A 22,030-nucleotide genomic window follows, 5' to 3' on the forward strand; every position below is an offset into this window, starting at 1 on the left:
CCCACCACCCCGTCAGCGGGCCGCCCTCGTGGGAGGTTCACTGGCATTCAGGAGATCTCCATGAAGATCCAGGTTCACATCAACGAAGAAGGCGCACTACGCAACCAGCGCTACGCCTTCACCGACCGCTTCACGCTGGTCAGCGAGCTGCTGCAGAACGCCCGCCGTGCGGGCGCGCTGCACATCGTCATCGACCACCAGGTCGATAAGCAGATGTTGCGCGTGCAAGACGACGGGCTCGGCATCGAAGACTTCCAGAAGCTGCTGAGCTTCCATGAGTCCGGCTGGGACGGCGACACCATCGCCCAGGAACATCCCTTCGGGATCGGATTCACGAAGTGCCTGTACGCCGCGGCGCGCGTCGTGGTCCTTTCGGGCGACCGGTGCGTGGACATCGACACGGTCGCCGCGCTGCGGCGCGAAGCGTTCGAGGTCCAGACCGCGACACAGGCGATCAGCGGGACCGTCATCGAACTGCACGGCGTCGACATCGCCGACCTGGCGCAGCGTATGGAGGAGCTGTGCGAGGGCTTCCCCGTCGACGTGGTCTTCAATGGCCAGTCGCTGGAACGGCGCTACGCCGAGGATCGCCTGCCGTTCATGGCCACGCCGATCGGCGCCGTGCACGTCGCGGGCAACCGCAGCGGCAAGGCCGCGCGGAACTCGCTGGTATTCCTCCAGGGCTTCTGCGTCAAGCGGCCCACGTACTACAGCGCGGGCGAGATCAATGTCGTCCACCTGGATCCGCAGCAGTTCATGGCTCGCCTGCCCGACAGGGACACGCTGATTGACGCAGACCAGCAGTTGCGCCGGGTCGAGGCCCAGTTCAAGCAGTCCTGGCGGACGGTGCTGGAGGTGGCCCGCACGCAGTTGCCCGCCGTGGAGTTCGTCGACACCTACTTCGACGCGATGAAGCAGTGGGGGCACGTGGACTTGCTCAACGACCTGGACGTCCTGCCCGCAGCGCTCTTCGAGCGCATCGTCGGCTATCCCATCCAGGCGCGCCATGCCGAGCGTGACTACGTCGAACCGGTGGCCTCCGCCCCCAGTCGCGAAGACATCGAGGAAGGCCGGGTGACCGTCGTGTCGCTGGGCTGGCCTGACGGCGAGAACACGGGACACTGGATGCTCGCCAGGCACAAGCAGTGGCTGGCCGCAGAGGCCTATGTGCTCGATCCGGGCCACTGGCTGCAACCTCACGTCCGCTACATCGAAGACCAGGAGGCCCAGATCGAGGTGCGGTCGGAGACGGCGCGCGCCACACTCGAAGGCCGTTGGGTCAATCCCCTGGTGATTGTCTGTGAGTCCGTTCACATCCGTGTGGGCGTGCACAAGGTGGACGTCGGAAACGAAGGCGTCTGCCTGGACGGCGACATCCTAGTCCCTGCCGGAGAAAACTCCGGCGAGCCGGTGCGCCAGCTGTCGGACTTCGTCGATGGGAACGATCGCTATCGCGAAGACGAGATGGAAGCTGACCGCGACGCCCTGGCCGACCTCATCCGCCTGCTGCGCTCCACCGACCCGGTGGACACACTCAGCTCGCTGCTGGCGGACCTGCACCTCGGGAAGTACCCGCTGCTGCATGGCCGACAGTTCGAGGTCACGGTAGGCCAAGGTAGCATGCCAGGCTGCACGGTGGAGCTTCTCGGTTCCACCGAGGCGGTCGCCATGCCCGGGGGAGACGGCCATGCAGAACGCTGAATACGCGGCCCGCGTGGAAGCGGTCAAGCAGCGTGCGCACGGGCGCTGGACCGAGATCCTCGGTGCCCTGGGGCTGGACGAGCGGCTGCTCAAGCGCAAGTCCCTGCCCTGCCCGGTCTGCAAGGATGGGGTGGACCGCTTTCAGTACACCGACAAGTACGGTGAGGGGAACTACCACTGCCGCAAGTGCGGCCCGGGTGGCGGCTTCAAGCTGCTGCAGGCCTGCAAGGCCATGGACTTCCACACCGCCCTGTGCGCGGTCGAGAAGGTGCTGGGCATGCTGCCGCCGGCCAGGCCAGATTCGGCCAACGACGCGGCCGCACCGGAGCGCATGAAGAAGCTGGTGCAGCGCATCTGGAGCGAAGCGCGGGCGGTCACGATCGGCGACGAGGTCGACCGCTACCTGCGCGGCCGTGGGCTCGCTTTGGACAGCTATCCCGCCTCGCTTCGCTTTCACCCCACTCTGGGCTACTACCAGAAGGAAGGCGCGGCAAAGGCACACAAGGTGGCCACGTATCCCGCGATGCTGGCCAGCGTGCAGGACGCGCAAGGGGCGATCACCCTGCACCGCACCTATCTGCAGGCGGGCCGCAAGCTCGATGCACCGGATGCGAAGAAGGTGCTCAGCAGCGGCTTCGCAGGCGCTTGCGTGCGACTGGCCGAGGCGACCGACGAGCTCGCCGTGTGCGAAGGCATCGAGACCGGCATCGCGGTTTTCCTGGCGACTGGCAAGCCGGTGTGGTGCGCGCTGAGCGCGGGCAACCTGGAAAAGCTCTGGGTCCCGGACACGGTGCGCAGCGTGTGCGTCTACGGCGACAACGACGCCGACGGCGACTTCACCGGACAAGCTAGCGCCTACGCGCTCGCACGCCGGCTCAAGCGCGAAGAGGCCAAGGGTGGCCCTCGTACGGTCCGCGTCTTCCTGCCACGGCAGGCGGGCTCGGACTGGGCCGACGTGTGGCGCCAGCGGCAGGAAGCCGTGCTGCTGCGCGCCGCGTGATTCTGGTTTGGGGGATGGGCATCGCGCCCTCCCCCGCTTTTTCAGCGCGGGTTCGGCCAGCCGAGCCCGCACTGCAAAGGTTTCTCCCGCTGGTCGCTGCCAGACCAGGCCGCCACGACTTCGGTCGTGCGGCGAAGGCAGCCTTGGAGTTTCACGCGCGACCTCGGTCGCGCTCACAGTGGATCGGCACCTGCCGGTCCTTCATCAGCCCTTGCGGGGATGCGCATCCCCGTGGGGGAGAGCCGTCCCCGCTTTTCGCAATCGAAGGAGATTGTCATGAGAAGCGGACGTACCCTGGTGAGCTTGGCGCATGAACTGCAACGCCAGCTCGACACCAAAAAGGATCTGGTCGTTCCCTCGCCCCTGGTGCACCACAGCACCAGCGAAGGCGGTGGAACGACCCTCGTGGTCGAGGAGGCAAGCGGACCGGCGGCATATGGCGTGACCCCGCTCGCGCGCCGACAACTCGCCGACAAGCTGAACATCCCGTATGCCTATTTCGAACGCATGCGCGAAAGCCAGCCGGCGCTGCTGGACCGCAACGTCAACACCTGGCTGCAAAGCGAGGGCGACCGGCGTCTGCTGCGCACGCTCGATGGCAATGTGCGCGCCGTGCTGTCAGACCGCTACCGCCGGCTGGACAACTACGACCTGGCCGAGCATGTCCTGCCGATCCTGCAGGGCTTGTCCGGGCTCACGTTCGAGTCCGTGGAGTTGACCGAGACGCGCATGTACCTCAAGTGCGTCACGTCGAAGCTGCAGTACGAGATGGCGCCTGGAGACATCGTGCAGGCCGGCATCGCCATCTCGAACTCCGAGGTCGGGCAGGGCACCCTGTCGGTGCAGCCCCTGCTGTTCCGGCTCGTGTGCCGCAATGGTCTGATCGTGGCGGACCGCACCTTGCGCAAGACCCATGTGGGCCGCGCACTGGCGCTGGAAGATGAAGGTGTCACGGTCTACCAGGACGACACCCTGCTCGCCGACGACAAGGCGTTCTTCCTCAAGGTGCGCGATGTGGTCCAGGCAGCCGTGTCCGACGTGACCTTCCGGCAGGCCGCCGCCAAGATGCAGCGGACCATGGGCATCCAGATCGTTGGCAATCCTGTGCAGAGCGTGGAGGTGCTGGCCCAGCGCTACACGCTCAACGATGCGGAGCGCTCGGGCGTGCTGCGTCATCTGGTGGCAGGAGGTGACCTGTCGGGCTATGGCCTAGTCAACGCGGTGACCCACTACAGCCAGGAGGTCGAGGACTACGACCGAGCCACCGAGTTCGAGGTGCTGGGCGGCAAGCTCATCGAGTTGTCGGCATCCGAGTGGAAGCCACTGGCCGAAGCCGCCTGATAAACGTGTCGCGGCTGCAGGAGGGGCAATCCCTCCTGCAATCCGCCATTGATCTGAACGACTTTCCGTCAGAACAACTGCACGCTGATCCCGCCATGAACCTTGCCAAGCAGACTGACGCCCGAACGCTTGGCCGCAGCGGCCCCTGTCCATTCATGATCCCGGTAGGCCTTGTTGTCGCATTGGAGCACGATGCTCTTGTCAATCCGCTGGTCAACGCGGCGGATAAGAACTTCGTTGTCGCGGGTGAACGCGTATATCCCATTGCCTTCGATACGGGTGATGGCCGTGTTCACAAACACGATGTCCCCAGTCCGCAAGCGTGGTGCCATCTCGTCGCCAAGCACACGGATCGGAATTCCCAGTTCACCCCGCCACACCAGAGAATCGGTGATCGCGCGAATGCAGTTGGCCATTTGGACAATTGGAGTGCCGTGATCGGAATCGCGCACCTCGCGATGAAGGACACCGATGATCTCGTCCGCGCTGCACCCCAGGCCAACGCACAGTCGTGCAAAGGATTCGAGATCCGGCAACCCGGGCTCCTGGATGTCAAACCAACGACGCACGCTCTGCGCCGCCCGCTGCGTGATGCCGGCCACAAAGGAAACCTCCTTCGCGGCGGGTATGCCCATGGCCACTAGTCTGGCATGCAGGCGGTCGCGCACACCAGGAACCAGGTCGAGATCACCCTCCTCTTCGGCATTGCGGCCTGCATGCCCAGCCCTGGCACGTTGTCCACCTACAAGCCCGTTCCTTCGAGGGGGACGCACATGCCTTGCGGGGTAGCGCGCCGGAGTTTTTGTGGATGTCACGCTTGTCTCCTTGCCTATCGGAAACCGCGTGTTGTACTGCTACTTTTGTTACCGGATGTGCGCGATTGCGAAATCAGTCGCCATAGCCGTCATTTGTCCGTGGCGAGTTCAGCCAGTCGTCCGTTAGCAGCTTTTGATGTGGGGTTTTCCATAACCCGCAGCATATGCTGTACCCCAAAAAGCCCCATCAACCCGATCCGAGGACGTCGTGAAACATCGTTGAGCCACCCAACAGGGATATGAGGAACCGATCATGCGCCACCTGCATCTGTCCGATGTGCAATCCACCAACCTGCAATTGCTCCACGTGATCCTCGTGGGGGCGCAGCGAGACTTGGTGGAGACCTGCCGCAAATTCCATCTGCACACCACCCAGGCCGAGCGCCTGCGTACGATGCAGCCCTCCGAGATCTGGTCTCTCGTGCATGCGGTCGGCGACACCTCGCTGTTCGTGCCCAGGAACGACTTTCTCGCCTTGATCGACTCGCCGCCCGCATTGGCCGGCACGCTCGCAGCAGTGCGCCCGCCCTTCCCTCCTTCGCTGCATCCCATTCAGGTGCCCCGCTGAATGCCGGGAACCAAAGTCGGCCAGCGCCTGCGGATGCTGGCGCTGGCCCGAGACTGCGGATGCTGGCGCTGGCCCGAGACTGCGCCAGCCTAGGAGCGCGCATCCGGACCATTCATCACCTCACCGGCCTGCGTCCGCAGGAGCTGTTGCACCTGCTTTTCAGCGGGCAAGTACTTCCGCCACGCGGCCGGGCACCGGACTCCCGTGAGTGGTATCACGGCGCGAACCTGCTGCACCGGATCGAAGCGTCCGTCATCGTCGCCAACTTCCGTCGGCTGCGCCAACTGGGATGCCCTGCGGCCGAAGCCCTCGTGGAGGCGTACCGCTATTACCAGTCGATGCATCGGCAGCCGTTGCGAATCAGCTTCGATCGCGCCTTCGACCTTGCTGCCCATACTGAAGGGCTATGGATAGCAAAGGCGGCGAGCTTTCAGCTGGCATCGTGCCCCCGTTGCGGCAGCGAGTTCCTCGACACGCTTGGCGGCATGGATACGGCATCACGATCCTGCCCGTTCTGCCAGTTGCTGGACCGGTATGACCGGGATCCAAGATTGATCACGTCGTATGTCGTGCCACCCCCAATTTCCGCGGACATCATCGTTCACCTCGCCCCAATTCGTGGTGCATCCCCATCTCCCGATGGCGAAATCCCCGTCACTCCGGCCCCATTGCCACCGGCCAAGCCATAGCCATCCCTGAACAATGGATCTCCATCCGCCCGCACAGGCACGGAGATTCTTCGATGGCTCCAAGCCCTTCGCCACCAAGTACCGCAGCGCATTCGTTTTCATCCTCGGATCCCGGCTTCGAGGCACTACCATTGATCCAGGTCCTCGCGCTCCACCAGGGACTGCTGGCACGCATCAAGCTGTGCTTCGGTGCGGATCGCGCGACTTTCGAACGCGATCTGCTGCCGCTGATCCAAGGATACGCAGGCTTCGTGCACCTGCTCCCCGCGACGGCAGGCAACTACTTCCACACGCCAGGTGGCCTGCTGCAGCTCGGACTGGAGACTGCCTTCTTCAGCCTGCAGGGCACCGATGCCCACATCTTCTCAGGCCGCTCGACGATTTCCGAGCGCCGCGAGTTGGAGCCGCGCTGGCGCGTCGCAACCTTCATCGGCGGCCTGTGCTGCGAACTGCATCGGGTGCTGTCGCACCTGATCGTGACCACTGCCGATGGCGAGGAATGGCCTGCATTCCTGGGAGGACTGGCACCGTGGCTCAAGTCCCAAAGTGCGGACCGCTACTTCGTACGCTGGCGCGCCAACGCACGCGAGTCGCGTGGTCTGGGGCTCTTTGCGCTGCCGCATGTCGTTCCGGCCATGGTGCTGCAGATGCTGGGCAGCGGGAACGCCGTCATCGTGCCGCAGCTCATGGCCAGCATCGGCGGTGTCCCGCAGCACCGCGAGCACAACGTACTCGACGAACTCGTGCGCCGTTCGCTGGCACTGGTGATCGACCGCAACCTGCTGGCCAGCGCCGACCGCTACGGCAAGCCCCAATACGGCTCGCACCTCGAGCGCTACCTGGTGGATGCGCTGCGCCGCCTCGCGGCCGGCCATTCGGCCTGGGCGGTCAACCGCGACAAAAGCCGCGTCTGGTTGGGGCCGGAAGGACTCTTTCTGGTCTGGCCCGGTGCGGCCGAAGACGTGCTGGCTCTTCTAGAGAATGACCAGTTGGTCGGCATCCCAAAGTCTCCGCAGACCTTGCTAGAGCTGCTACTGGAGGCTGGCGTACTGGTGGCGGCAGAAGCAGCGCGGCAAACCTGGGCGATCCAGCCGCCAGGCGCCAAGGCACCCATGGAAGCCGTCAAGCTCACCAGCGCCGCCATCCTGCTGGCGGGCCTTGAACCACCACCCTGCGCGTTGGAGGCCAGCCTTCTTCCTCCATCATCTGACTCGAAAGCGCAGCGCCCCGCACCTCCGGCGGCAACGCCCACACCTGCGGCCCCGGCCGCACCCAAGGTTGCACCATCCTCTGCACCAGGCGCTTCGGGAATCCAGTTGTTGCTGATTGATCCGCCCGCCGAAAACACGGCACATGATCCCGCCCCATTGAACGCGGCAAGTCCGAATGAAGCCGGGACATCGACAGCGCCACTCCAACCCACTCCGACACGGCCCGCTGTCAAGTTGCAGGCACCGCTCAGGCTGAACCCCGCCGTTCGCACAGCGCTGGGCGACATCGTGGCAGGTCTCGGCGATGGCACCGAAGCGTCGGACATCTCCACCGTGGCCGAGGGCATCTTCATTCCCCTGACCGAATTCGAGCGCCGCGGGATCCAGCCTGGCATCGCGATCCGCGCACTCGACGATGCCCGGATGATTCTTCGGCCTCCCTCAGGTGGACTATCCACGGTATGCCGTCAAATCCGCGATACCACGGTGCTTGGCATCGTGCTCATGTCCACGCACGTCGAAGGCATCGACCAACACACCTTCGCCCTTGCCAACGCATCGGAGTCCACGGGCCCGTCTGGCCCACGCACGGGACACGGGAGTCAATGACATGCTCGTCCGCCGCTACGAAATGCCATGGCGCCCCGCTTTCGAGGCACACGCCGGCCTATCCTGGCTGGCCACGGCCTGCTACTTCACTGGCGTGGCCGCCACGGGAGCGCTGCCACTACTTCCATCGCTGGCGCTCGCGGGTGCCTGCGCGACCATGGCGCTGCGCCGCTTCGGCCAGGCCGCGCACGTGCTGCGCCTGCGCGGTTCACTGAGCGGTCGGCGTATCCAGGTCATTAGCACGCGCCAGCTCGCGCGCCTGAACGAAGATCCTGCCCAGGTATTCCTCGGCTTCGGCTTCGAATGGCAACCGGTTCATGCGCAGCGCCTGTACGAACTCTCGAAGGTGGACTACCGTGAGTTCGCCGTCCCGCATTGGCTGCAGCGCCTGCTCGGTCAGGGGCAGGCCGCCCAGCCCGACGCCGAGATCGGTCTTCCGTACATCCACGGAGTGGAGCCCGTCGAACACCCGCTGCATCGGCCACTGCAGAACTTCGAAGGCGGGACCTTGCTGGTGGGGACCACGCAATCCGGCAAAGGCGTGGCGCTGGCCAACCTGATCACCCAGGCCGTGCGCCGGGGCGACGTCGTGATCGTGATTGACCCGAAGAACAGCCGACGGCTCAAGCGCATCGTCGAACGCGCCTGCACGGACTACCGCGAGCCGGACACCTTCATGGAATTTCACCCCGCCTTCCCCGACCGAGGCGTACGGCTGGACTTCACGTTCAACTGGCAGAAGCCGACCGAGATCGCGTCGCGCATCCAGTCGATCATGCCGCCGGACACCGCCGGCGCATTCTCGGCCTTCGGGTGGGATGCGGTGAATGTCGTAGTACAGGGTCTCGTCGAGCTCGAAGAGCGCCCCAACCTCATCAAGCTCACCAAGTACATCGAAGGCGGCATCGAGCCAGTCCTCGAAGCCTCGCTGCGGCGCTTCTACGAGCAACTGCTCGGCAACGGCTGGCGCGACCAGCCCGAGATGCGCAAGCTGCTGCACGACGCGCACAAGGGCAACATGCGCCGCCCCTCGGAGGCGGCCAGCGCCGACCTGATGGCCTTCGTCGCCTACTACGAGCACCACGTGGCCCAGAACCAGCGCAACAAGACGCTCGACGCCCAGGTCCGAACGTTTCGCCACAACAGGGAACACTACCAAAAGATCACGGCCAACCTGTTGCCGGTCCTGTCGATGCTCACCTCCGGCGATCTGGGCCGCAGCCTGTCGCCGGATCCGTTCGATGCGGACGACGAACGCCCGATCATGAACTTCGAGAAGATCGAGCGCGGCGGCCACGTCCTCTACATGTGCCTGGATTCGCTGCCGGACCCTTCGGTGGCCTCCGCCATCGGGGCGCTGGCCCTGGCCGACCAGGCCGCCCGCGCGGGCATGCGCTACAACCTCGGCACCTACCAGCGCATCTCGCTGTTCGTGGACGAAGTCTCGAACGTCATCAACCCGCCGCTGATCGAGATCCTCAACAAGGGTGCCGAGGGCGGCATCTTCACGACCTGCGCGATGCAGACCCTGGCCGACCTGGCCAAGCGCCTGGGCAGCGAGGACGCGGCGCGCATGGCGGTCGGGAACCTGAACAACCTGATCGCCCTGCGCACCAAAGACCGGCCGACGCAGGACTTCGTCACGGAGACCTTCGGCAAGACTGCCATCCATACGCTGCGCGTCGGCCTGAGCCACGGCGCCGACGCGCACCTGGGAGATTTCTCGTCGAGCTACTCGACCCAGCTCACCGAGAGCTTCGAGGAGGTGGTGCCCGCCGAAGTGCTGGGCAAGCTGCCCAACCTGCAGTATTTCGCATCGGTGTCTGGCGGACGCATCATCAAGGGCCGCTTTCCGATCATCGACCCCGATGCCGATGACCGCGTCGAAGAGGTTGCCGCATGATCAGGGCGGTCGCGGTGGTCTCCCTGGTACTGCTGCTCGTGCTGGTGCTCTACGTGCCTGCGGCGCATCCGCCCGAGCGATTCCTGGGTCAGTTGCGCAGCGAGCACGAGGCAGCCGTCGCGTTCTGGGGCCCGGAGCCTGCCTACCGCATGCTGGACCGGGCGATGCGCCTGCAGTCCGGTGCGGCCGAGGCCAGCCCGCTACCAGCGGCGAGAGACATGCCTCGAACACCCGGCATCAATGGCGCGGTGGCGATCGAGATGGCCTCTGTCAACCAGCGCCTGTTCAACAATGCGTATTTCCGCTCGGTGGACGCCCTGCTCATGCTCGCAAGCTACCGCCTGTCGAGCCTGCTCGAATGGCTGCCGTGGCTTCTTCCCCTGGTGCTGGTCGCGGGCACCGACGGCGCGCTGGTGCGCGTCATCCGGGCCAAGGAATTCCTGCAGCACGACCCCGAGATGTTCGCCGTGTGGTGCTCGCTGCTGATCATCACCGCCTGCACCACCGTCGTCGCCTTCGTCTTGCCGGTACAACTGCATCCGGCATCGCTGGCGGGGCTTCCCATCGCGATGGCCGTGCTGCTGGGCCGCGCCATCACCCACTTCCACCAGCGCGCCTGAGCGGAGCGGCGCCCGCTACAACTCCGCCTCTGCCATCAGTTCGGTGACCGTCATGTCCATCGCGCGCGCAATGCGCACGATGGAGACGAGGCCGGCATTCTGGACTCCGCGCTCGATGCTGCTCATGTAGGAACGGTCCACGGCGCTGATGTGCGCGAGATCCTCCTGGGAGATGCCTCGCGCGCGCCGACTTCGGCGAATGGCATCGCCCAGTGCGGTGAGCACAGGGTCGCGGGCGTGCCGTGGCGAGGAAATAGGCATTTCCGCATAGTGGATTTATGATGGCAATCACACCACGGACGATCACCCACAGGATTTTTGGCAAATCTTCCTGGCGCATGGGTTTCATCCCCGAATCACACCACCCTTGCGAAGGCCCAAGCATGAACACTGCCGGCATCGGCCGCCTGCGGGAACTGGCCGAGACCATTGCCGTCCTCTCGTTGTCGCATCTGCAGCCTGACACGCGCGCGAAGCTGCAGGCCAATGCCCTGTCCGTGAATGCCTATCCCACCGAATTCGGCGGACTGGTCCATGTGGGAACGACGCCGCACCGCGTGCCGGTCGAGCACGACCTGGCAGTGATCGGCGAGCTGGCGGCGCAGGCTGGAATCGAATGGCTGCTCTTCGACGCGGAGGCCCCGACCCTCGACGAGCTGCCGCTGTTCGGGTCGCAACCGCCCGAAGCCTGACCCGCGCGACGCTGCACGCGCCAAGAGGGCCCTCCGTCTTCACGCACCGGCCAGTCCGGGTGTCGTGGAACGCTGATCGCGAAACACCCCTCAGAAGAGCGGCATTGCGAGGCGACGTCCGCGCCATCCGCTCCTACCCTACGTCCATGCGCCCATGAGCGTGTTCATTGCACTCCGGGACACAAGGACCGACGCCATGCTGAATGCCATGCCGAACATTCACCTTCCAGACCTGCCATCCGCGGGCGGGATTGACGCCACCGACGTGGTCGAAACCCGCCTGTGGACGGAAGAACACAACTGGCTGTATGCGCTGCTGCGCAGCGGCGACAACGTATCGCCCACTTTCCGCATCCCGGATCTGCTCAGTGCCTGCGTGGCCATCGTCTTCACCCGCGACGACGCCGTCGAACGCATTTTCGGCTTTCTCGGAACGGATCTGGTCATGCGCTCGCCGACCACACCGCGCCGGCGCGAATCGCTATGGCGGCCCCAGTACGAGTTGCTGCACGACCTGCAGTGTTCGCCGGTGAACAAGCATCCGAACCCCAAGTTCGGACTCGACCAGATCACCACCGCCTGCGTGGCCCTGTGTCAGCAGGATGATCCATCCGGCGCAGCAGTACTTGGCCAGGCGCGCCGCAACATGGTGGAGCGCCATCTGGTTCAACGCGCGCCGCAACACCGGCGCTGACCCTGCGGCGCCACGCCGCCCACCCGCACCGACCCCGCCGGGCTGAGGCTCCCGCCAGCCGCCTCCCCCGCCCCACCCGCACATGACCCTGACCGGCCCCGCCGGTCCTCACCCCGTGCCCGCCCTGCGCTCGTCCAGTGGTGGGTTGGTCCTGAACACCCAGGGGGTCTTCGATGCGTCAGGTTCTCGTTTTCGTGGGGGCGATCGCGTGTGCCATGCCGGTACTGGCGACACCGTGCTGGGACACCGCGGCCCAGCGCTACGGCGTGGCGCCGGAGTTGCTCTACGCCGTTGCCCGTACCGAGTCGAACCTTAACCCGAAGGCGGTGAACCGCGGCCACGAGCAGCGCACTGGCAGCTACGACATCGGCCTGATGCAGATCAACAGCCGGCATCTGCCCAAGCTGGCCGGCTTCGGTATCCGCGAGGCCGATCTCTACGACCCCTGCATCAACCTGCAGGTGGGCGCATGGCTGATGGCCGACAGCTTCGCCCGCCACGGCGTCACCTGGAATGCCGTGGGCGCCTACAACGCAGCTTGCAGCCAGCTCAAGGGCGACGCCTGCACCAAGGCGCGCGCCACGTACGCCTGGAAGGTGTATCGGCACCTGCCAGCGGCGCGTCAGAGCGGCACGCCGCTGCCTGTCCGGTCGGCTACGGCCCCGTCGCAGCACCGCGGCCTGCATGTGAGGGTCGCGCCATGAAGCGCAGGACGCACATGCCATGGTGGCGCCCGAGCGGGGCCGCATCGTGCCTGGCCATCGCGGCGTGCGCGGCGACACCGCCCGCGTCAATCGACCCGCCCGCGCCGACAACGACCATCGCACAGGCACGGCTGGCGCAGCGCGGGCATGGCGTCGAGGCGGCATTCGCACTGTGCCATGGCGACGCCTGTCCGCAACGCACGCCCAAGACCCTGGCGTCGGTCGCTGCGCAGCCCACGGCCGTGGCCGCGCCGACAGTGCCTCCCTTGCCGGGGAACGCCGTCGTAGAGCTCGACGCCCCGCCGCTCATCGCATCGGCATCCTCAAGGGCACCAGAAGCGCCGGTCTTCGAGCAGGTCTCCGTGCACTTCCCGTTCGCCAGCGCGCAGCTGGGACCGAGCGCCCGCGCGGCGTTGCGCGAGGTAGCGCCGCAGCTGGCCCTGGCGAGCGAGATCACGCTCAGCGGCCGCACCGACAGCACCGGCCCGGCAGCAGCGAACGACGGGCTCGCCAAAGCCCGCGCCCAGGCGGTGCTGCGCGAACTCGCGGCCCTGTCGCCGGCCATCGCACCGCGCGTGAGCGTCGACGCGCAGGGCGCGTGCTGCTACGCCGAACCCAACAACAGCCCGGCAGGCCGGGCAAACAACCGCCGCGTCGAGATCCGCTACCGCATCGACGGCGACGACCCGCCCTGAGCGGCCGACAGCCTTTACCAGCAGTGGACCCCGGTCCACCACCCCGCCCACGCGCCGACCCGTACCGACACCCGATCCCACCCGTCGTCTCGTCCTTTTTGCTGGAGCCCTTTCCATGAGCACTGCCATCCTGTCCACTCCCTCCCCGGCCGTCCTGCGCTCGCCCGCAAGAAAACTCGCCGGCTTCTTCTGCCTGATGGTCATCGCCCTCGTCGGCCTGGCCATCGCATTCCCGAGCCACGCGCTGGATCTCGTGGCCTTCACGGGCATCACTGGTCCGTTGACCAGCGCACTGACGCAGATCGCCGAACTCGGTCCGGGCATCAAGGCGCTCGTCGGGTTCGTCGGCTTCGTCGTCGCGCTGATCTCGCTCTCCGCGCTGCGCAATTTCGGGCCCGTGCTTTTTTATGTCGGCCTGGCCATTTTTGCGGCGGTGGGCTTGGTGATCGCCGGCGCGATCATGGGCGCGGTCGTCTGAGCCCCGGCACGTCGATATCCCGGAGGCCCACATGCAAGCGGACACCTATATCCCGCGGCGCCTGGACGATCAATGGAAGATCGGCTTCTGGGATGTCGACGTCGCCGCGCCCATCGTCCTGGCGTTCTTCATCGGCTACCTGTCGTCGAGCAAGACGGCGTTCGCCGCCTGCATGGCCGCAGGCATCGCCGTCTCGCGCTGGATCTCGCGCCTGAAAGCGGACAAGCACCCCGCCTTCGCGCTGCACTGGCTCTACTGGCATTTGCCGACGAATCCCGCGACGTCGATGCGCGCGACGCCGCCGTCGCACATCCGCCGCATGGTCGGCTGAGCCGGAGTACCACCATGGACTTCGACCGACTCTCCGGTGATCTCAAGGATCTGCGCCGTCGCAACCGGGGCCTCGCCTTGGCCGTCGGGGCACTGGCCACGGGCGTGGTGCTCGCGCTCGTCGTCATCATCAACCTGTTGGGCACGGTGCGCACGGTGGTCGTGCCGCCATCGCTCAACAAAACCTTCTGGGTCAGCGGCGACAAGGCATCGAGCGAGTACCTGGACCAGATGGGCAGCTTTGTCGCCTGGCTGATCCTGGATGTCACTCCCAGCACCATCGATTGGAAGAAGGACATCCTGCTCGGCTACGTCGATCCCGCGCAATACGGCGCGCTCAAGACGCGGCAGGAGGTGGAGGCAGAGCGCCTCAAGCGGATCAACGCCTCCACGGCCTTCGCGCCACAACAACTCGTGTCCAGCGAGGACACCCAGTCGCTGGTCGTGCGCGGACGCCTGCGCACCCTCGTCAACGGCTACGAGACCGCGAACGACCTCAAGGCCTACCGCATCGACTTCGGCCACGCCGGAGCACGCATGCACGTCATCGGATTCAAGGAGGTGCCCTATGCGGTCAAGTGACATCGCATTCACGCCGCCGCGCCTGGTCGGCCCCGCGCCCGCCGGACTCCGGCCCGCCCAGTCCAGGCTCGCCGCCGCAAAACCATCGCCCCTGCGCGGCGCGCCGCCGCGTCGGCACTGGGATGGTCTGTCCCCGGCGGCGCGGCGCATCCTCGCCGTCACGGCCCTGTCCTTCGGACTGCAGGCGCATGCGCTGCAGGTCGTGGAGGCCAGTGACGGCGTGGCCGTCGAGGCTATTGTTTCCCTGAAGGAACCCACACGCATCCGCATCGAGGGCACGCCGATCACGGACGTGTTCGGCAACATCCATTCGAGCCATTGCGGCGGCTCGCCCTTGCCGACCGCCACGGCTTCCCCTGGGGTGCCCTCCACCACGCCCGGCCTGGCCGCGCCGACCGCCCTGATGCCCTCCACGGTCAACCCGTCCGGCGACGTCATCGTCGAATGCGACCGCGACAAGGGCGAGGTCTACATCCGCCCGGTCGGCGATGCGACGCGGCCGATCAACCTCTTCGTGTCCTCGGCCGCGGCCACCTACACGCTGCTGCTGCGGCGTTCGGACACGCCCGCCGACACCATCGTCATCCGCGACAAGACGCCCCGAGCCCTGCGCCCGGCCACGCCCGACGCGGCGCCGTCCGGCCCGGCCCCCAGCCACGTGCGCGCGATGAAGGCGCTGCTGGTGGCTATGGCTTCGGACCGCGTGCCGCCGGACGTCCGGGTCGAGGAGACCTACCGCCCCATCCAGCTCTGGGCCGACGCGCGCTTCACGCTGCTGCGCCAGTACGAGGGCCGCGGCCTGACCGGCGAGAAGTACACGCTGCAGAACACCAGCACGGTGCCGATGGTGCTGGCCGAGCAGGAGTTCGACCGCCCGGACAGCCGCGCCGGCGGCGAGATCGTCGGCATCGGCATCGAGTACCACAACCTGCGGCCGGGCGAGACCACCAGCGTCTACGTGATCCGGCGGGGAGGCACGCGATGAGCACGCCTTCCATGCCACCGGGCGGGCGCCCGCCCGGCTATGCCGTGCGCGGGCTGCTGGATCACCTCTCACCGCGCCAGCGGCAGTACGCCCTGCTGGCCGCCATCCTGGGCGGCGGCATCGGCCTGCTGTGGCTGATCTTCAGTTTCTCAGCAACGAACCACCAGCCGCACGGCCGCGCCGCCCAAACGCAGCCCAGCGACGTCACCAACATCGGCGTGCTGCCGCCCGGCGGCCAGGTGAATCCGGTGGACCAGTGGGTCGGCACTGCGGGCCGCAAGCTGGCCCAGTACGAAACCGAGCGCGAAGAACAAAGCCGCCTCAACAAGGAGCGGCAGGCCTTCGAAGGCCGGACGATGCAGCGCTTCGCCGAATTAGAGCAGCGCCTGACCGCGAGCCAGCAGGCAGCCGCGCCGAAGCCCGCCGCACTATCGCCACCGACGCCCGCGGCTCCGGAACCCAGCCCCACGGCCATGCCGCCCGCGGCCAGCCTGCCGCCCGCGCCGCCTCCTGGTGCCGCCAGCGTGGGCGCAATGCCGGCCGGACCGCCCAGCCTGCAGCCCCCTTCGCCGCCCGCGCCACCCGTGCCCGTGATCTCGCGGGTGACGCTGGCGGACCGATCCCCCCCGGCAGGCACCGGAGGTAGCGGCAGAGATGGCACGCCCGCCGCGTCGTCCAGCGCGCCCAGGACCGTCGCCACCTTCCTGCCTGTCAGCTTCACGCGAGGCATCCTGCTCGGCGGCCTGGACGCCCCCACGGGCGGGCAGTCGCAATCGAATCCGCACCCGGTGCTGATCCGGCTCTCCGACAACAGCGTGCTGCCCAACCAATTCCGCGGCGAGTACCGCGAGTGCTTCGTCATCGCGGCCGGCTACGGCGACATCAGCTCGGAACGCGCCTACCTGCGCACCGAGAACCTGTCGTGCGTGCGCGCGGACGGCGCGACGCTCGAAGTGCGCATCCAGGGCAGCGTCTACGGCGAGGACGGCAAGGTCGGGATGCGCGGCAGACTGGTGACCAAACAGGGGCAGATGCTGGCGAATGCGCTCCTGGCCGGGGTGGTCAGCGGCATCGGCCAGGGCCTATCCACCGCCAACACCACCTACAGCACCTCGGCACTCGGGACCATCGCGAGCGCGGACGGCAATGCCGATGCGTACCGCGCGGGCCTCGGGCAAGGCGTGGGCAAGGCCTTGGACCGCCTTGCCCAGTACTACATCAAGCTGGCCGAGAACACCTTCCCCGTCATCGAAGTGGACGCCGGCCGCCAGATCGACGTCGTGATCACCAAGGGCGTGCGCATCGACGTGCCGATGACCGCCATGGCCGAACAGGCCACCCGCCGAACCACTTCTCCCGAAACCCGCTACCTGGAGGTCACCGATGATGGCAACTACTGAACCGGTGCGCGCGCAGCACTCCCGTTTCGCCGCAAGGCATCTCCCGGCGGCGCTGTGCGCGGTGTTGCTGGCCGTCGGCATCCCCGGCCAAGCCGCGACGTCCGACGAATCCCGGCTGCTCTCCGTGCTACGCAAGGCCCATCCCGGTACCCAGTTCACGGAAGTGGCGCGCACGGAGGTCGAGGGCCTCTACGAGGTCTGGATGAACGGCAACGTGGCCTACGTCACGGCCGCCAACCCGCGCTTCTTCGTGTTCGGCCGCCTCTTCGACACGGCCAGCATGCGCGACATCACGGGCCCCAGGATCGCACAGCGCAGCGCTGCCCAAGGTGCTCAACTCCAGTCGGAGTCGACGTCGGCAGCACCCGTCTCGATCGACCAGTTGCCGCTGAACGACGCGATCAAGACCGTGCGCGGCAATGGCCAGCGCAAGGTCGCGGTCTTCAGCGATCCGAACTGCATCTACTGCAAGCAGCTCGAACCAGAGCTCGCCGGCATCGACAACGTCACCGTCTATACCTTCCTCGTGCCCTTCCAGGGAGAGGCCCGTCCGGTTGCGATCTGGTGCGCCGCCGACCGCGAGCGCGCCTGGCGGTATTGGATGCTGCAGGCGGACGCAAGCATGCTGCAGTCGGCAGCGAACTGCGAGCATCCGATCGCGCGCAACCTCGAGTTGGCCCGCAGGCTCGGCGTGCAAGGAACACCCACGTTGATCTGGGCCGACGGCGCGCGCACCAATGGCTACGTCGGCCGCCAGGTTCTGGAAGCCAGGCTCGCGGAAGCCGCCAAGGTCGCATCGCAATCGGCCGCCTCGGGGAAACGGCCATGAGCACAACAACACTGCGCCTCTGCGCCATGGCCCTGCTCTTGCCGCTGGCCGCCTGCGTCAACATGTCCGGGCTCAGCGGCGGGTCCAAATACGCCTGCACGGCACCCGAGGGCGTGGCCTGCGACTCGGTGTCGGGCACCTACGCCAACGCGCTGCACGAGAACCTGCCCAGTCAGCGGACGTTGGGCACCGCCGCGGCCAATTCGGCAGCGCCCCCGTCGAGGGGCGCTGCGCCGGCCGCATCGGCTCCGGGTCGGATGCCGTTCGCGGCTCCCGCGACAGGGAGCGCGCTGGTCGGCATCGGGGACGCGCCCGCCCTGGAACTGCGCTCCCAGGCACGTGTCCTGCGGCTGTGGACCAAGCCCTGGGAGGACGCCGACGGCGACCTGTGGGACCAGGGCTACGTCTACGTCCAGGTGGACACCGGGCGCTGGCAGATCGACCACGTCCGCCAGCGCATCCGCGACCAGTACGCGCCGCTGCGCCCACCGCCCGCGGCCCCCTCCCCCGCCCCATCCTCGTCCGGCCAGGTACCCACCGAGACCGACGCGCCCGCCCCCTCCGAGGGCGCGGTGCAGCGGCCCACGTCCCTCAATCCCTTCCCTTCGCTCAGTCGGCCCCCGGCGGGCCTGGGCACCCATCCGCAGTGAGGCCACCATGCGCATACCCTCCACCGAAGCCCCGTCCGGCGAGTTCCGCGCGGCGCCGCTGTTCCCCTTCGCACTGCCAGCGGACACACCGGCAGAACAGTTCGCCGGCTGGCTGCCCTACTCGGCCTACCTCGCCGAAGAGAAGCTCTTCGTGAACCGCGAAGGCATGGGCTTCCTTCTGGAAGTGATGCCGCAGTCGGGCGCCGACGAGCGCATGGCCGAAGTGCTGGTCTCGCTCTACGCCAACTGCCCGCCGGACACGGGCCTGCAGTTCCACCTGTTCGCCTCGCCGCACATCCGCCACCAGCTGCGCCAGTACACCAACCTGCGCGTGGAGGACGAGGACCAGGCCGAGAAGGCCCGCCCCTTCGGGCGGCCCGTGCCCAACGAGAACCTGTTCCGGAAGCTCGCGCGCCAGCGCGTGCAGCATCTGCTGCGCGGCACGCAGACCTCGCTCACCGCAGGCTTCCACTACACCTTGCGGGACTTCCGGCTGATGCTGAGCGTGTCCTTCCCCGGCGATGCAGGGGACCTGAACAGCCGCGAGGCGCTGCTGACGCTGCGCGACTCGATGGCCGCCACGCTGCGCGCAGCCATGCTACCCAGCCGCGTGTGCGACGCGGCCGACCTCATCAACTGGTGCGCCCTCTTCACGAACCCCGACCGCATCGCGCATTCGGACGCCGAAGACCTGCAGTTCGATGACGATCGGTGGCTGCACTACGACGACGGCCGGGAGATCCGCGACCAGATCGTGGACTTCGACACCATCCAAGACCCGCATCCTTCGGGCATCACGCTCTGGAAGGAAACCAGCGCCGAGGTGCTGGAAGCACGCTTCTATTCGATCAAGAGCTTCCCGGAGCGATTCGCGCTATGGCAGATGGGCTCGCTGATCGGCGACCTCATGCAGCCGGCGCTGCAGTACAGCGCGCCCTTCCTCATCACGCTGGGCGTGCACATCCTGGACCCCAACGCCACCAAGTCCATCGTCACCGCGAACCACGTGCGCGCGACGCAGAACGCCAAAAGCAAGATGGCGGACGTGATGCCGGATGTGAGGAAAAAGCTCGACGACTGGTCCGCTGCGGCCAACGCCATCGACACCGGAGGCAGCCTCGTGAGCCTGTACCACCAGCTCGCGATCTTCACCCACCCGGACAAGTCCGCCTCGGCGCACGAGGCTGCCAACGCGATCTGGCGCGCGCGGGGTTTTCAACTCAATTCCGACGCCTACATGCACAGGCAGGCCTTGCTCGCGAGCCTGCCCATGACGCTGACGCCTAGGATGCACAAGGACCTCGGCAAGATGCGCCGCGTCACGCGCAAGACCATGTCGAACGCGATCCACATGGCGCCGCTCATCGCGGAATGGCGCGGCACGCGCACACCGGCGCTGGTCTTCGGCGGCCGCCGCGGCCAGGTCATGACGCTCGACCTCTACGACAACGATCTCGGGAACTACAACTTCGCCATCATCGGCGCCCCCGGCAGCGGCAAGTCGGTGCTGATGAACGAGCTGGCCTGGTCCTACCGCGCGATCGGCGCGAAGGTCTGGATGCTGGACCTGGGCCGCAGTTTCGAGAAGCTCTGCAGAAAGGCGCAGGGCACCTACATCGAGTTCCGCGCGGATTCCAACATCTGCCTGAACCCGTTCACGATCGTGCACGACATAAACGAGGACATCGACATGCTCGTGCCGGGCATCGCCAAGATGTGCTCGATGCAGCACACGCTGGAGGAGGTGCAGTACAAGGCGATCTCCGCGATGGTTCTCAAGCTCTGGCGCGAACACGGCCAGGACCTCACGATCACCGGCCTGCGCGACGCCTTCAAGACCGGGACCATCGAGGAGCTCGGCGTCAACGGCGACCAGCGCATCCGGGACCTGGCGATCATGCTCAACCCCTACGCCAAGGGCGGGCAGTACGAGCGCTTCTTCGAGGGCCGTTCCAACGTCGATTTCAGCAACGATTTCATCGTCATCGAGAATGAGGAACTCAAGCGCCGCCCCGATCTTCATGCGGTAGTCAACATCCTCCTGCTGCACCAGATCACCGGGGAGATGTACCTCACGCGCAACCGGCGCAAGGTGCTTTTCATCGACGAGCTGAAACAGCAGTTGGGGGACATCGGCGCCGACGATCCCGTCAAGGCGGCCGTGGTGGAGGAGGCAGCACGCCGTGCGCGCAAGTACGGGGGCGCGCTCGGCACTGCAACCCAAAGCGCCGACGACTACTACGGCAGCGCCCAGATGGAAGCGGCGTTCAACTGTTCCGACTGGGTGTTCCTGCTGCGGCAGAAGCCCGAATCCATCGAGATGCTCGATCGCAAGGGGCGCCTGTCGATGGACGAGCCCAAGAAGCGCTTGCTGAATTCCCTGCGCACGGAAGCCGGGGCATATTCCGAGCTGTACATTTCCTCGCCCGTCGGCGAAGGCGTCGCCCGCAACATCCTCGACCCGGCAACCCATCTGCTGTTCTCCAACAAGCTGGAGGACAACGCCCCGATTGACGAACTGCGCGCCCAGGGCCTGTCGATCGACGAGGCCATCACCGAACTGCTGCGGCAGCGGGGGTACGCGCTATGAGGGCGCTCCTGCTGCATGCGCTCGTCGCCGCGCTACTCGCCGCTGCCGGCATCGCCGCCTACGACCGCTGGGTGCTGCGGCCCACACTCGTCGTCGGCGTGGTGGACCTGTCGGAGGTCTACCGCGCCAAGGAAGCCGAGTTCACGCAGATGCTCACGAGCACCGGCACCGAGGCCGAACGCGAACAGGCGCTCGCACTGGCTCGCCGCTTCTCGCAGCGCCTGCCCGCAGCGCTGGAGGAATTGCCGCGCGAGTGCGGCTGCCTGGTGGTGATCAAGAGCGCGATCGCCGGTGCGCCCAACAGCCGCGACCTCACGCCGGTGCTACGCAGAAAGGTAGACCAGCCATGACCGAACCCGTCTCCACCAATGCGGCCATCCAGACGTCTGGCTGGTGGCATCTCCACGTCCGATCCTTCGCCGAGTTCCTGCGCCACATACGGCGGCGCTGGTATCTCTACCTGCCGGTATTCGCGATCTGGGGCTTCGCCTACGTGCGCCTGTTCGTCGACCCAACGCCGCGCGTGCCGCTGCTCGTGAACTGGACACCAAGCCTGCCGTACCACGTGGCGCTGATGCAGTTCCAGCAGCGGCCCGTGCGACGCGGCGACCTGATCGTCTTCGCCTTTGCTGGCGAGGCACAGGCGCACTACCGCGGCCTGCGTGGCCAGCCTTTCTTCAAGCGGGTGCGCGGCGTGCCTGGCGACGTGGTCACGGTTTCGGATCGCACCGTCTTCGTCAACGGCGAGGCCGTGGGCCGGGCCAAGACCCACGCCTACGACGGCCATCCGCTCGCGCCCATCGCCCCGGTGGTGATCCCGCCGGGCCACTACTACGTCCAGGGCATCGGGCTCCACAGCTTCGATTCGCGCTATGCCGAGAGCGGACTGGTACGCGATGGGCAGGTGCTGGGCATCGTCCAGCCGATCTTCTGAGGAGTCGGAC

General features: G+C 66.7%; 24 protein-coding genes. 22 read left to right on the forward strand and 2 right to left on the reverse strand.

All coding sequences use genetic code 11. The annotated features are described in order from the left end of the window. The first annotated feature begins 60 nt into the window (after positions 1-60). From GWK50_RS13895 to GWK50_RS13905, 3 genes are all read left to right on the forward strand, one after another. On the forward strand, positions 61-1,701 hold the full coding sequence (locus GWK50_RS13895) for an ATP-binding protein (RefSeq protein WP_162016978.1): 1,641 nt from the start codon (positions 61-63) through the stop codon (positions 1,699-1,701). Beyond that, positions 1,688-2,701, forward strand: coding sequence for a toprim domain-containing protein (locus GWK50_RS13900; RefSeq protein ID WP_162016979.1), 1,014 nt, complete (start codon positions 1,688-1,690; stop codon positions 2,699-2,701). Before GWK50_RS13895 ends, GWK50_RS13900 begins: the two co-directional genes overlap by 14 nt. A 276-nt stretch (positions 2,702-2,977) precedes the next feature. After that, the gene (locus GWK50_RS13905) at positions 2,978-4,042 is read left to right on the forward strand and encodes a DUF932 domain-containing protein (protein WP_162016980.1); all 1,065 of its coding nucleotides are present in this window, start codon (positions 2,978-2,980) and stop codon (positions 4,040-4,042) included. A 68-nt stretch (positions 4,043-4,110) separates the two neighbouring features. Here the strand turns inward: GWK50_RS13905 and GWK50_RS13910 are convergent, their stop codons facing one another. Beyond that, on the reverse strand, positions 4,111-4,857 hold the full coding sequence (locus tag GWK50_RS13910) for a S24 family peptidase (RefSeq protein WP_242455379.1): 747 nt from the start codon (positions 4,855-4,857) through the stop codon (positions 4,111-4,113). Between the two features lie 253 nt (positions 4,858-5,110). Here GWK50_RS13910 and GWK50_RS13915 point away from each other — a divergent pair, with 253 nt between their 5' ends. The 5 genes from GWK50_RS13915 to GWK50_RS13935 are packed head-to-tail and all read left to right on the forward strand — an operon-like array spanning position 5,111 to position 10,457. Beyond that, the gene (locus GWK50_RS13915) at positions 5,111-5,425 is read left to right on the forward strand and encodes a hypothetical protein (RefSeq protein WP_162016981.1); all 315 of its coding nucleotides are present in this window, start codon (positions 5,111-5,113) and stop codon (positions 5,423-5,425) included. Positions 5,426-5,484: 59 nt separating this feature from the next. Next, positions 5,485-6,114, forward strand: coding sequence for a FlhC family transcriptional regulator (locus GWK50_RS13920; protein WP_242455380.1), 630 nt, complete (start codon positions 5,485-5,487; stop codon positions 6,112-6,114). A 53-nt stretch (positions 6,115-6,167) separates the two neighbouring features. Further along, positions 6,168-7,934, forward strand: a complete 1,767-nt coding sequence (gene mobH / locus GWK50_RS13925) for a MobH family relaxase (RefSeq protein ID WP_162016982.1) — start codon at positions 6,168-6,170, stop codon at positions 7,932-7,934. A 1-nt stretch (position 7,935) separates the two neighbouring features. After that, positions 7,936-9,837 (forward strand): conjugative transfer system coupling protein TraD, encoded by a 1,902-nt coding sequence (traD, locus tag GWK50_RS13930; protein ID WP_162016983.1) that lies wholly within the window; start codon positions 7,936-7,938, stop codon positions 9,835-9,837. Beyond that, positions 9,834-10,457, forward strand: a complete 624-nt coding sequence (locus GWK50_RS13935; protein WP_162016984.1) for a DUF4400 domain-containing protein — start codon at positions 9,834-9,836, stop codon at positions 10,455-10,457. The genes traD and GWK50_RS13935 overlap by 4 nt, the downstream gene beginning before the upstream one ends. Positions 10,458-10,472: 15 nt before the next feature. On the opposite strand, the gene GWK50_RS13940 is transcribed toward GWK50_RS13935, so the two are convergent. Then, positions 10,473-10,718, reverse strand: coding sequence for a helix-turn-helix transcriptional regulator (locus GWK50_RS13940; protein WP_162016985.1), 246 nt, complete (start codon positions 10,716-10,718; stop codon positions 10,473-10,475). 122 nt (positions 10,719-10,840) lie between these two features. Here GWK50_RS13940 and GWK50_RS13945 point away from each other — a divergent pair, with 122 nt between their 5' ends. The 14 genes from GWK50_RS13945 to traF all read left to right on the forward strand — a co-directional run bounded on the left by GWK50_RS13945 (position 10,841) and on the right by traF (position 22,020). Then, positions 10,841-11,149 carry a hypothetical protein gene (locus GWK50_RS13945; protein WP_162016986.1) on the forward strand — a complete coding sequence of 103 codons (309 nt, stop codon included), beginning with the start codon at positions 10,841-10,843 and terminating at the stop codon, positions 11,147-11,149. A 154-nt stretch (positions 11,150-11,303) separates the two neighbouring features. Next, positions 11,304-11,843, forward strand: a complete 540-nt coding sequence (locus GWK50_RS13950) for a hypothetical protein (RefSeq protein ID WP_242455382.1) — start codon at positions 11,304-11,306, stop codon at positions 11,841-11,843. Positions 11,844-12,016: 173 nt separating this feature from the next. Next, complete coding sequence (locus tag GWK50_RS13955) at positions 12,017-12,547, forward strand: lytic transglycosylase domain-containing protein (protein WP_162016987.1); 531 nt, start codon at positions 12,017-12,019, stop codon at positions 12,545-12,547. Next, complete coding sequence (locus GWK50_RS13960) at positions 12,544-13,242, forward strand: OmpA family protein (RefSeq protein WP_162016988.1); 699 nt, start codon at positions 12,544-12,546, stop codon at positions 13,240-13,242. Before GWK50_RS13955 ends, GWK50_RS13960 begins: the two co-directional genes overlap by 4 nt. A gap of 115 nt (positions 13,243-13,357) precedes the next feature. Beyond that, positions 13,358-13,720: a hypothetical protein gene (locus GWK50_RS13965; RefSeq protein WP_162016989.1), complete on the forward strand. Its 363-nt coding sequence runs from the start codon at positions 13,358-13,360 to the stop codon at positions 13,718-13,720. A gap of 31 nt (positions 13,721-13,751) precedes the next feature. Then, positions 13,752-14,051, forward strand: coding sequence for a type IV conjugative transfer system protein TraL (gene traL, locus GWK50_RS13970; protein ID WP_162016990.1), 300 nt, complete (start codon positions 13,752-13,754; stop codon positions 14,049-14,051). 14 nt (positions 14,052-14,065) lie between these two features. Further along, the gene (gene traE / locus GWK50_RS13975; RefSeq protein WP_162016991.1) at positions 14,066-14,632 is read left to right on the forward strand and encodes a type IV conjugative transfer system protein TraE; all 567 of its coding nucleotides are present in this window, start codon (positions 14,066-14,068) and stop codon (positions 14,630-14,632) included. Then, complete coding sequence (locus GWK50_RS13980; RefSeq protein WP_162016992.1) at positions 14,619-15,617, forward strand: type-F conjugative transfer system secretin TraK; 999 nt, start codon at positions 14,619-14,621, stop codon at positions 15,615-15,617. The genes traE and GWK50_RS13980 overlap by 14 nt, the downstream gene beginning before the upstream one ends. Beyond that, the gene (locus GWK50_RS13985) at positions 15,614-17,017 is read left to right on the forward strand and encodes a TraB/VirB10 family protein (RefSeq protein WP_162016993.1); all 1,404 of its coding nucleotides are present in this window, start codon (positions 15,614-15,616) and stop codon (positions 17,015-17,017) included. The genes GWK50_RS13980 and GWK50_RS13985 overlap by 4 nt, the downstream gene beginning before the upstream one ends. Continuing rightward, positions 17,001-17,846, forward strand: coding sequence for a DsbC family protein (locus GWK50_RS13990; protein WP_162016994.1), 846 nt, complete (start codon positions 17,001-17,003; stop codon positions 17,844-17,846). Before GWK50_RS13985 ends, GWK50_RS13990 begins: the two co-directional genes overlap by 17 nt. Then, the gene (locus GWK50_RS13995) at positions 17,843-18,496 is read left to right on the forward strand and encodes a TraV family lipoprotein (RefSeq protein WP_162016995.1); all 654 of its coding nucleotides are present in this window, start codon (positions 17,843-17,845) and stop codon (positions 18,494-18,496) included. Before GWK50_RS13990 ends, GWK50_RS13995 begins: the two co-directional genes overlap by 4 nt. A gap of 7 nt (positions 18,497-18,503) precedes the next feature. Next, on the forward strand, positions 18,504-21,086 hold the full coding sequence (gene traC / locus GWK50_RS14000; RefSeq protein ID WP_162016996.1) for a type IV secretion system protein TraC: 2,583 nt from the start codon (positions 18,504-18,506) through the stop codon (positions 21,084-21,086). Next, entirely contained in the window at positions 21,083-21,436 is a 354-nt protein-coding gene (locus tag GWK50_RS14005; RefSeq protein WP_063460689.1) for a hypothetical protein, read from the forward strand. Before traC ends, GWK50_RS14005 begins: the two co-directional genes overlap by 4 nt. After that, complete coding sequence (gene traF / locus GWK50_RS14010; protein WP_162016997.1) at positions 21,433-22,020, forward strand: conjugative transfer signal peptidase TraF; 588 nt, start codon at positions 21,433-21,435, stop codon at positions 22,018-22,020. Before GWK50_RS14005 ends, traF begins: the two co-directional genes overlap by 4 nt. The last annotated feature ends 10 nt before the right edge of the window (positions 22,021-22,030 follow it).

Source organism: Acidovorax sp. 210-6 (assembly GCF_010020825.1).
GTDB lineage: Bacteria > Pseudomonadota > Gammaproteobacteria > Burkholderiales > Burkholderiaceae_C > Simplicispira > Simplicispira sedimenti.

Excerpts from the sequence above, each read along its gene's own strand:
- GWK50_RS13905 (WP_162016980.1), top strand. The coding sequence starts at position 2,978 with ATGAGAAGCGGACGTACCCTGGTGAGCTTGGCGCATGAACTGCAACGC.
- GWK50_RS13915 (WP_162016981.1), top strand. The coding sequence starts at position 5,111 with ATGCGCCACCTGCATCTGTCCGATGTGCAATCCACCAACCTGCAATTG.
- GWK50_RS13945 (WP_162016986.1), top strand. The coding sequence starts at position 10,841 with ATGAACACTGCCGGCATCGGCCGCCTGCGGGAACTGGCCGAGACCATT.
- traE (WP_162016991.1), top strand. The coding sequence starts at position 14,066 with ATGGACTTCGACCGACTCTCCGGTGATCTCAAGGATCTGCGCCGTCGC.
- GWK50_RS13995 (WP_162016995.1), top strand. The coding sequence starts at position 17,843 with ATGAGCACAACAACACTGCGCCTCTGCGCCATGGCCCTGCTCTTGCCG.
- GWK50_RS13935 (WP_162016984.1), top strand. The coding sequence starts at position 9,834 with ATGATCAGGGCGGTCGCGGTGGTCTCCCTGGTACTGCTGCTCGTGCTG.
- GWK50_RS13960 (WP_162016988.1), top strand. The coding sequence starts at position 12,544 with ATGAAGCGCAGGACGCACATGCCATGGTGGCGCCCGAGCGGGGCCGCA.
- GWK50_RS13985 (WP_162016993.1), top strand. The coding sequence starts at position 15,614 with ATGAGCACGCCTTCCATGCCACCGGGCGGGCGCCCGCCCGGCTATGCC.
- traD (WP_162016983.1), top strand. The coding sequence starts at position 7,936 with ATGCTCGTCCGCCGCTACGAAATGCCATGGCGCCCCGCTTTCGAGGCA.
- GWK50_RS13955 (WP_162016987.1), top strand. The coding sequence starts at position 12,017 with ATGCGTCAGGTTCTCGTTTTCGTGGGGGCGATCGCGTGTGCCATGCCG.
- GWK50_RS13990 (WP_162016994.1), top strand. The coding sequence starts at position 17,001 with ATGATGGCAACTACTGAACCGGTGCGCGCGCAGCACTCCCGTTTCGCC.
- traL (WP_162016990.1), top strand. The coding sequence starts at position 13,752 with ATGCAAGCGGACACCTATATCCCGCGGCGCCTGGACGATCAATGGAAG.
- traC (WP_162016996.1), top strand. The coding sequence starts at position 18,504 with ATGCGCATACCCTCCACCGAAGCCCCGTCCGGCGAGTTCCGCGCGGCG.
- GWK50_RS13900 (WP_162016979.1), top strand. The coding sequence starts at position 1,688 with ATGCAGAACGCTGAATACGCGGCCCGCGTGGAAGCGGTCAAGCAGCGT.
- GWK50_RS13940 (WP_162016985.1), bottom strand. The coding sequence starts at position 10,718 with ATGCCTATTTCCTCGCCACGGCACGCCCGCGACCCTGTGCTCACCGCA.
- GWK50_RS13950 (WP_242455382.1), top strand. The coding sequence starts at position 11,304 with ATGAGCGTGTTCATTGCACTCCGGGACACAAGGACCGACGCCATGCTG.
- GWK50_RS14005 (WP_063460689.1), top strand. The coding sequence starts at position 21,083 with ATGAGGGCGCTCCTGCTGCATGCGCTCGTCGCCGCGCTACTCGCCGCT.
- GWK50_RS13980 (WP_162016992.1), top strand. The coding sequence starts at position 14,619 with ATGCGGTCAAGTGACATCGCATTCACGCCGCCGCGCCTGGTCGGCCCC.
- GWK50_RS13895 (WP_162016978.1), top strand. The coding sequence starts at position 61 with ATGAAGATCCAGGTTCACATCAACGAAGAAGGCGCACTACGCAACCAG.
- GWK50_RS13920 (WP_242455380.1), top strand. The coding sequence starts at position 5,485 with ATGCTGGCGCTGGCCCGAGACTGCGCCAGCCTAGGAGCGCGCATCCGG.
- GWK50_RS13965 (WP_162016989.1), top strand. The coding sequence starts at position 13,358 with ATGAGCACTGCCATCCTGTCCACTCCCTCCCCGGCCGTCCTGCGCTCG.
- traF (WP_162016997.1), top strand. The coding sequence starts at position 21,433 with ATGACCGAACCCGTCTCCACCAATGCGGCCATCCAGACGTCTGGCTGG.
- mobH (WP_162016982.1), top strand. The coding sequence starts at position 6,168 with ATGGCTCCAAGCCCTTCGCCACCAAGTACCGCAGCGCATTCGTTTTCA.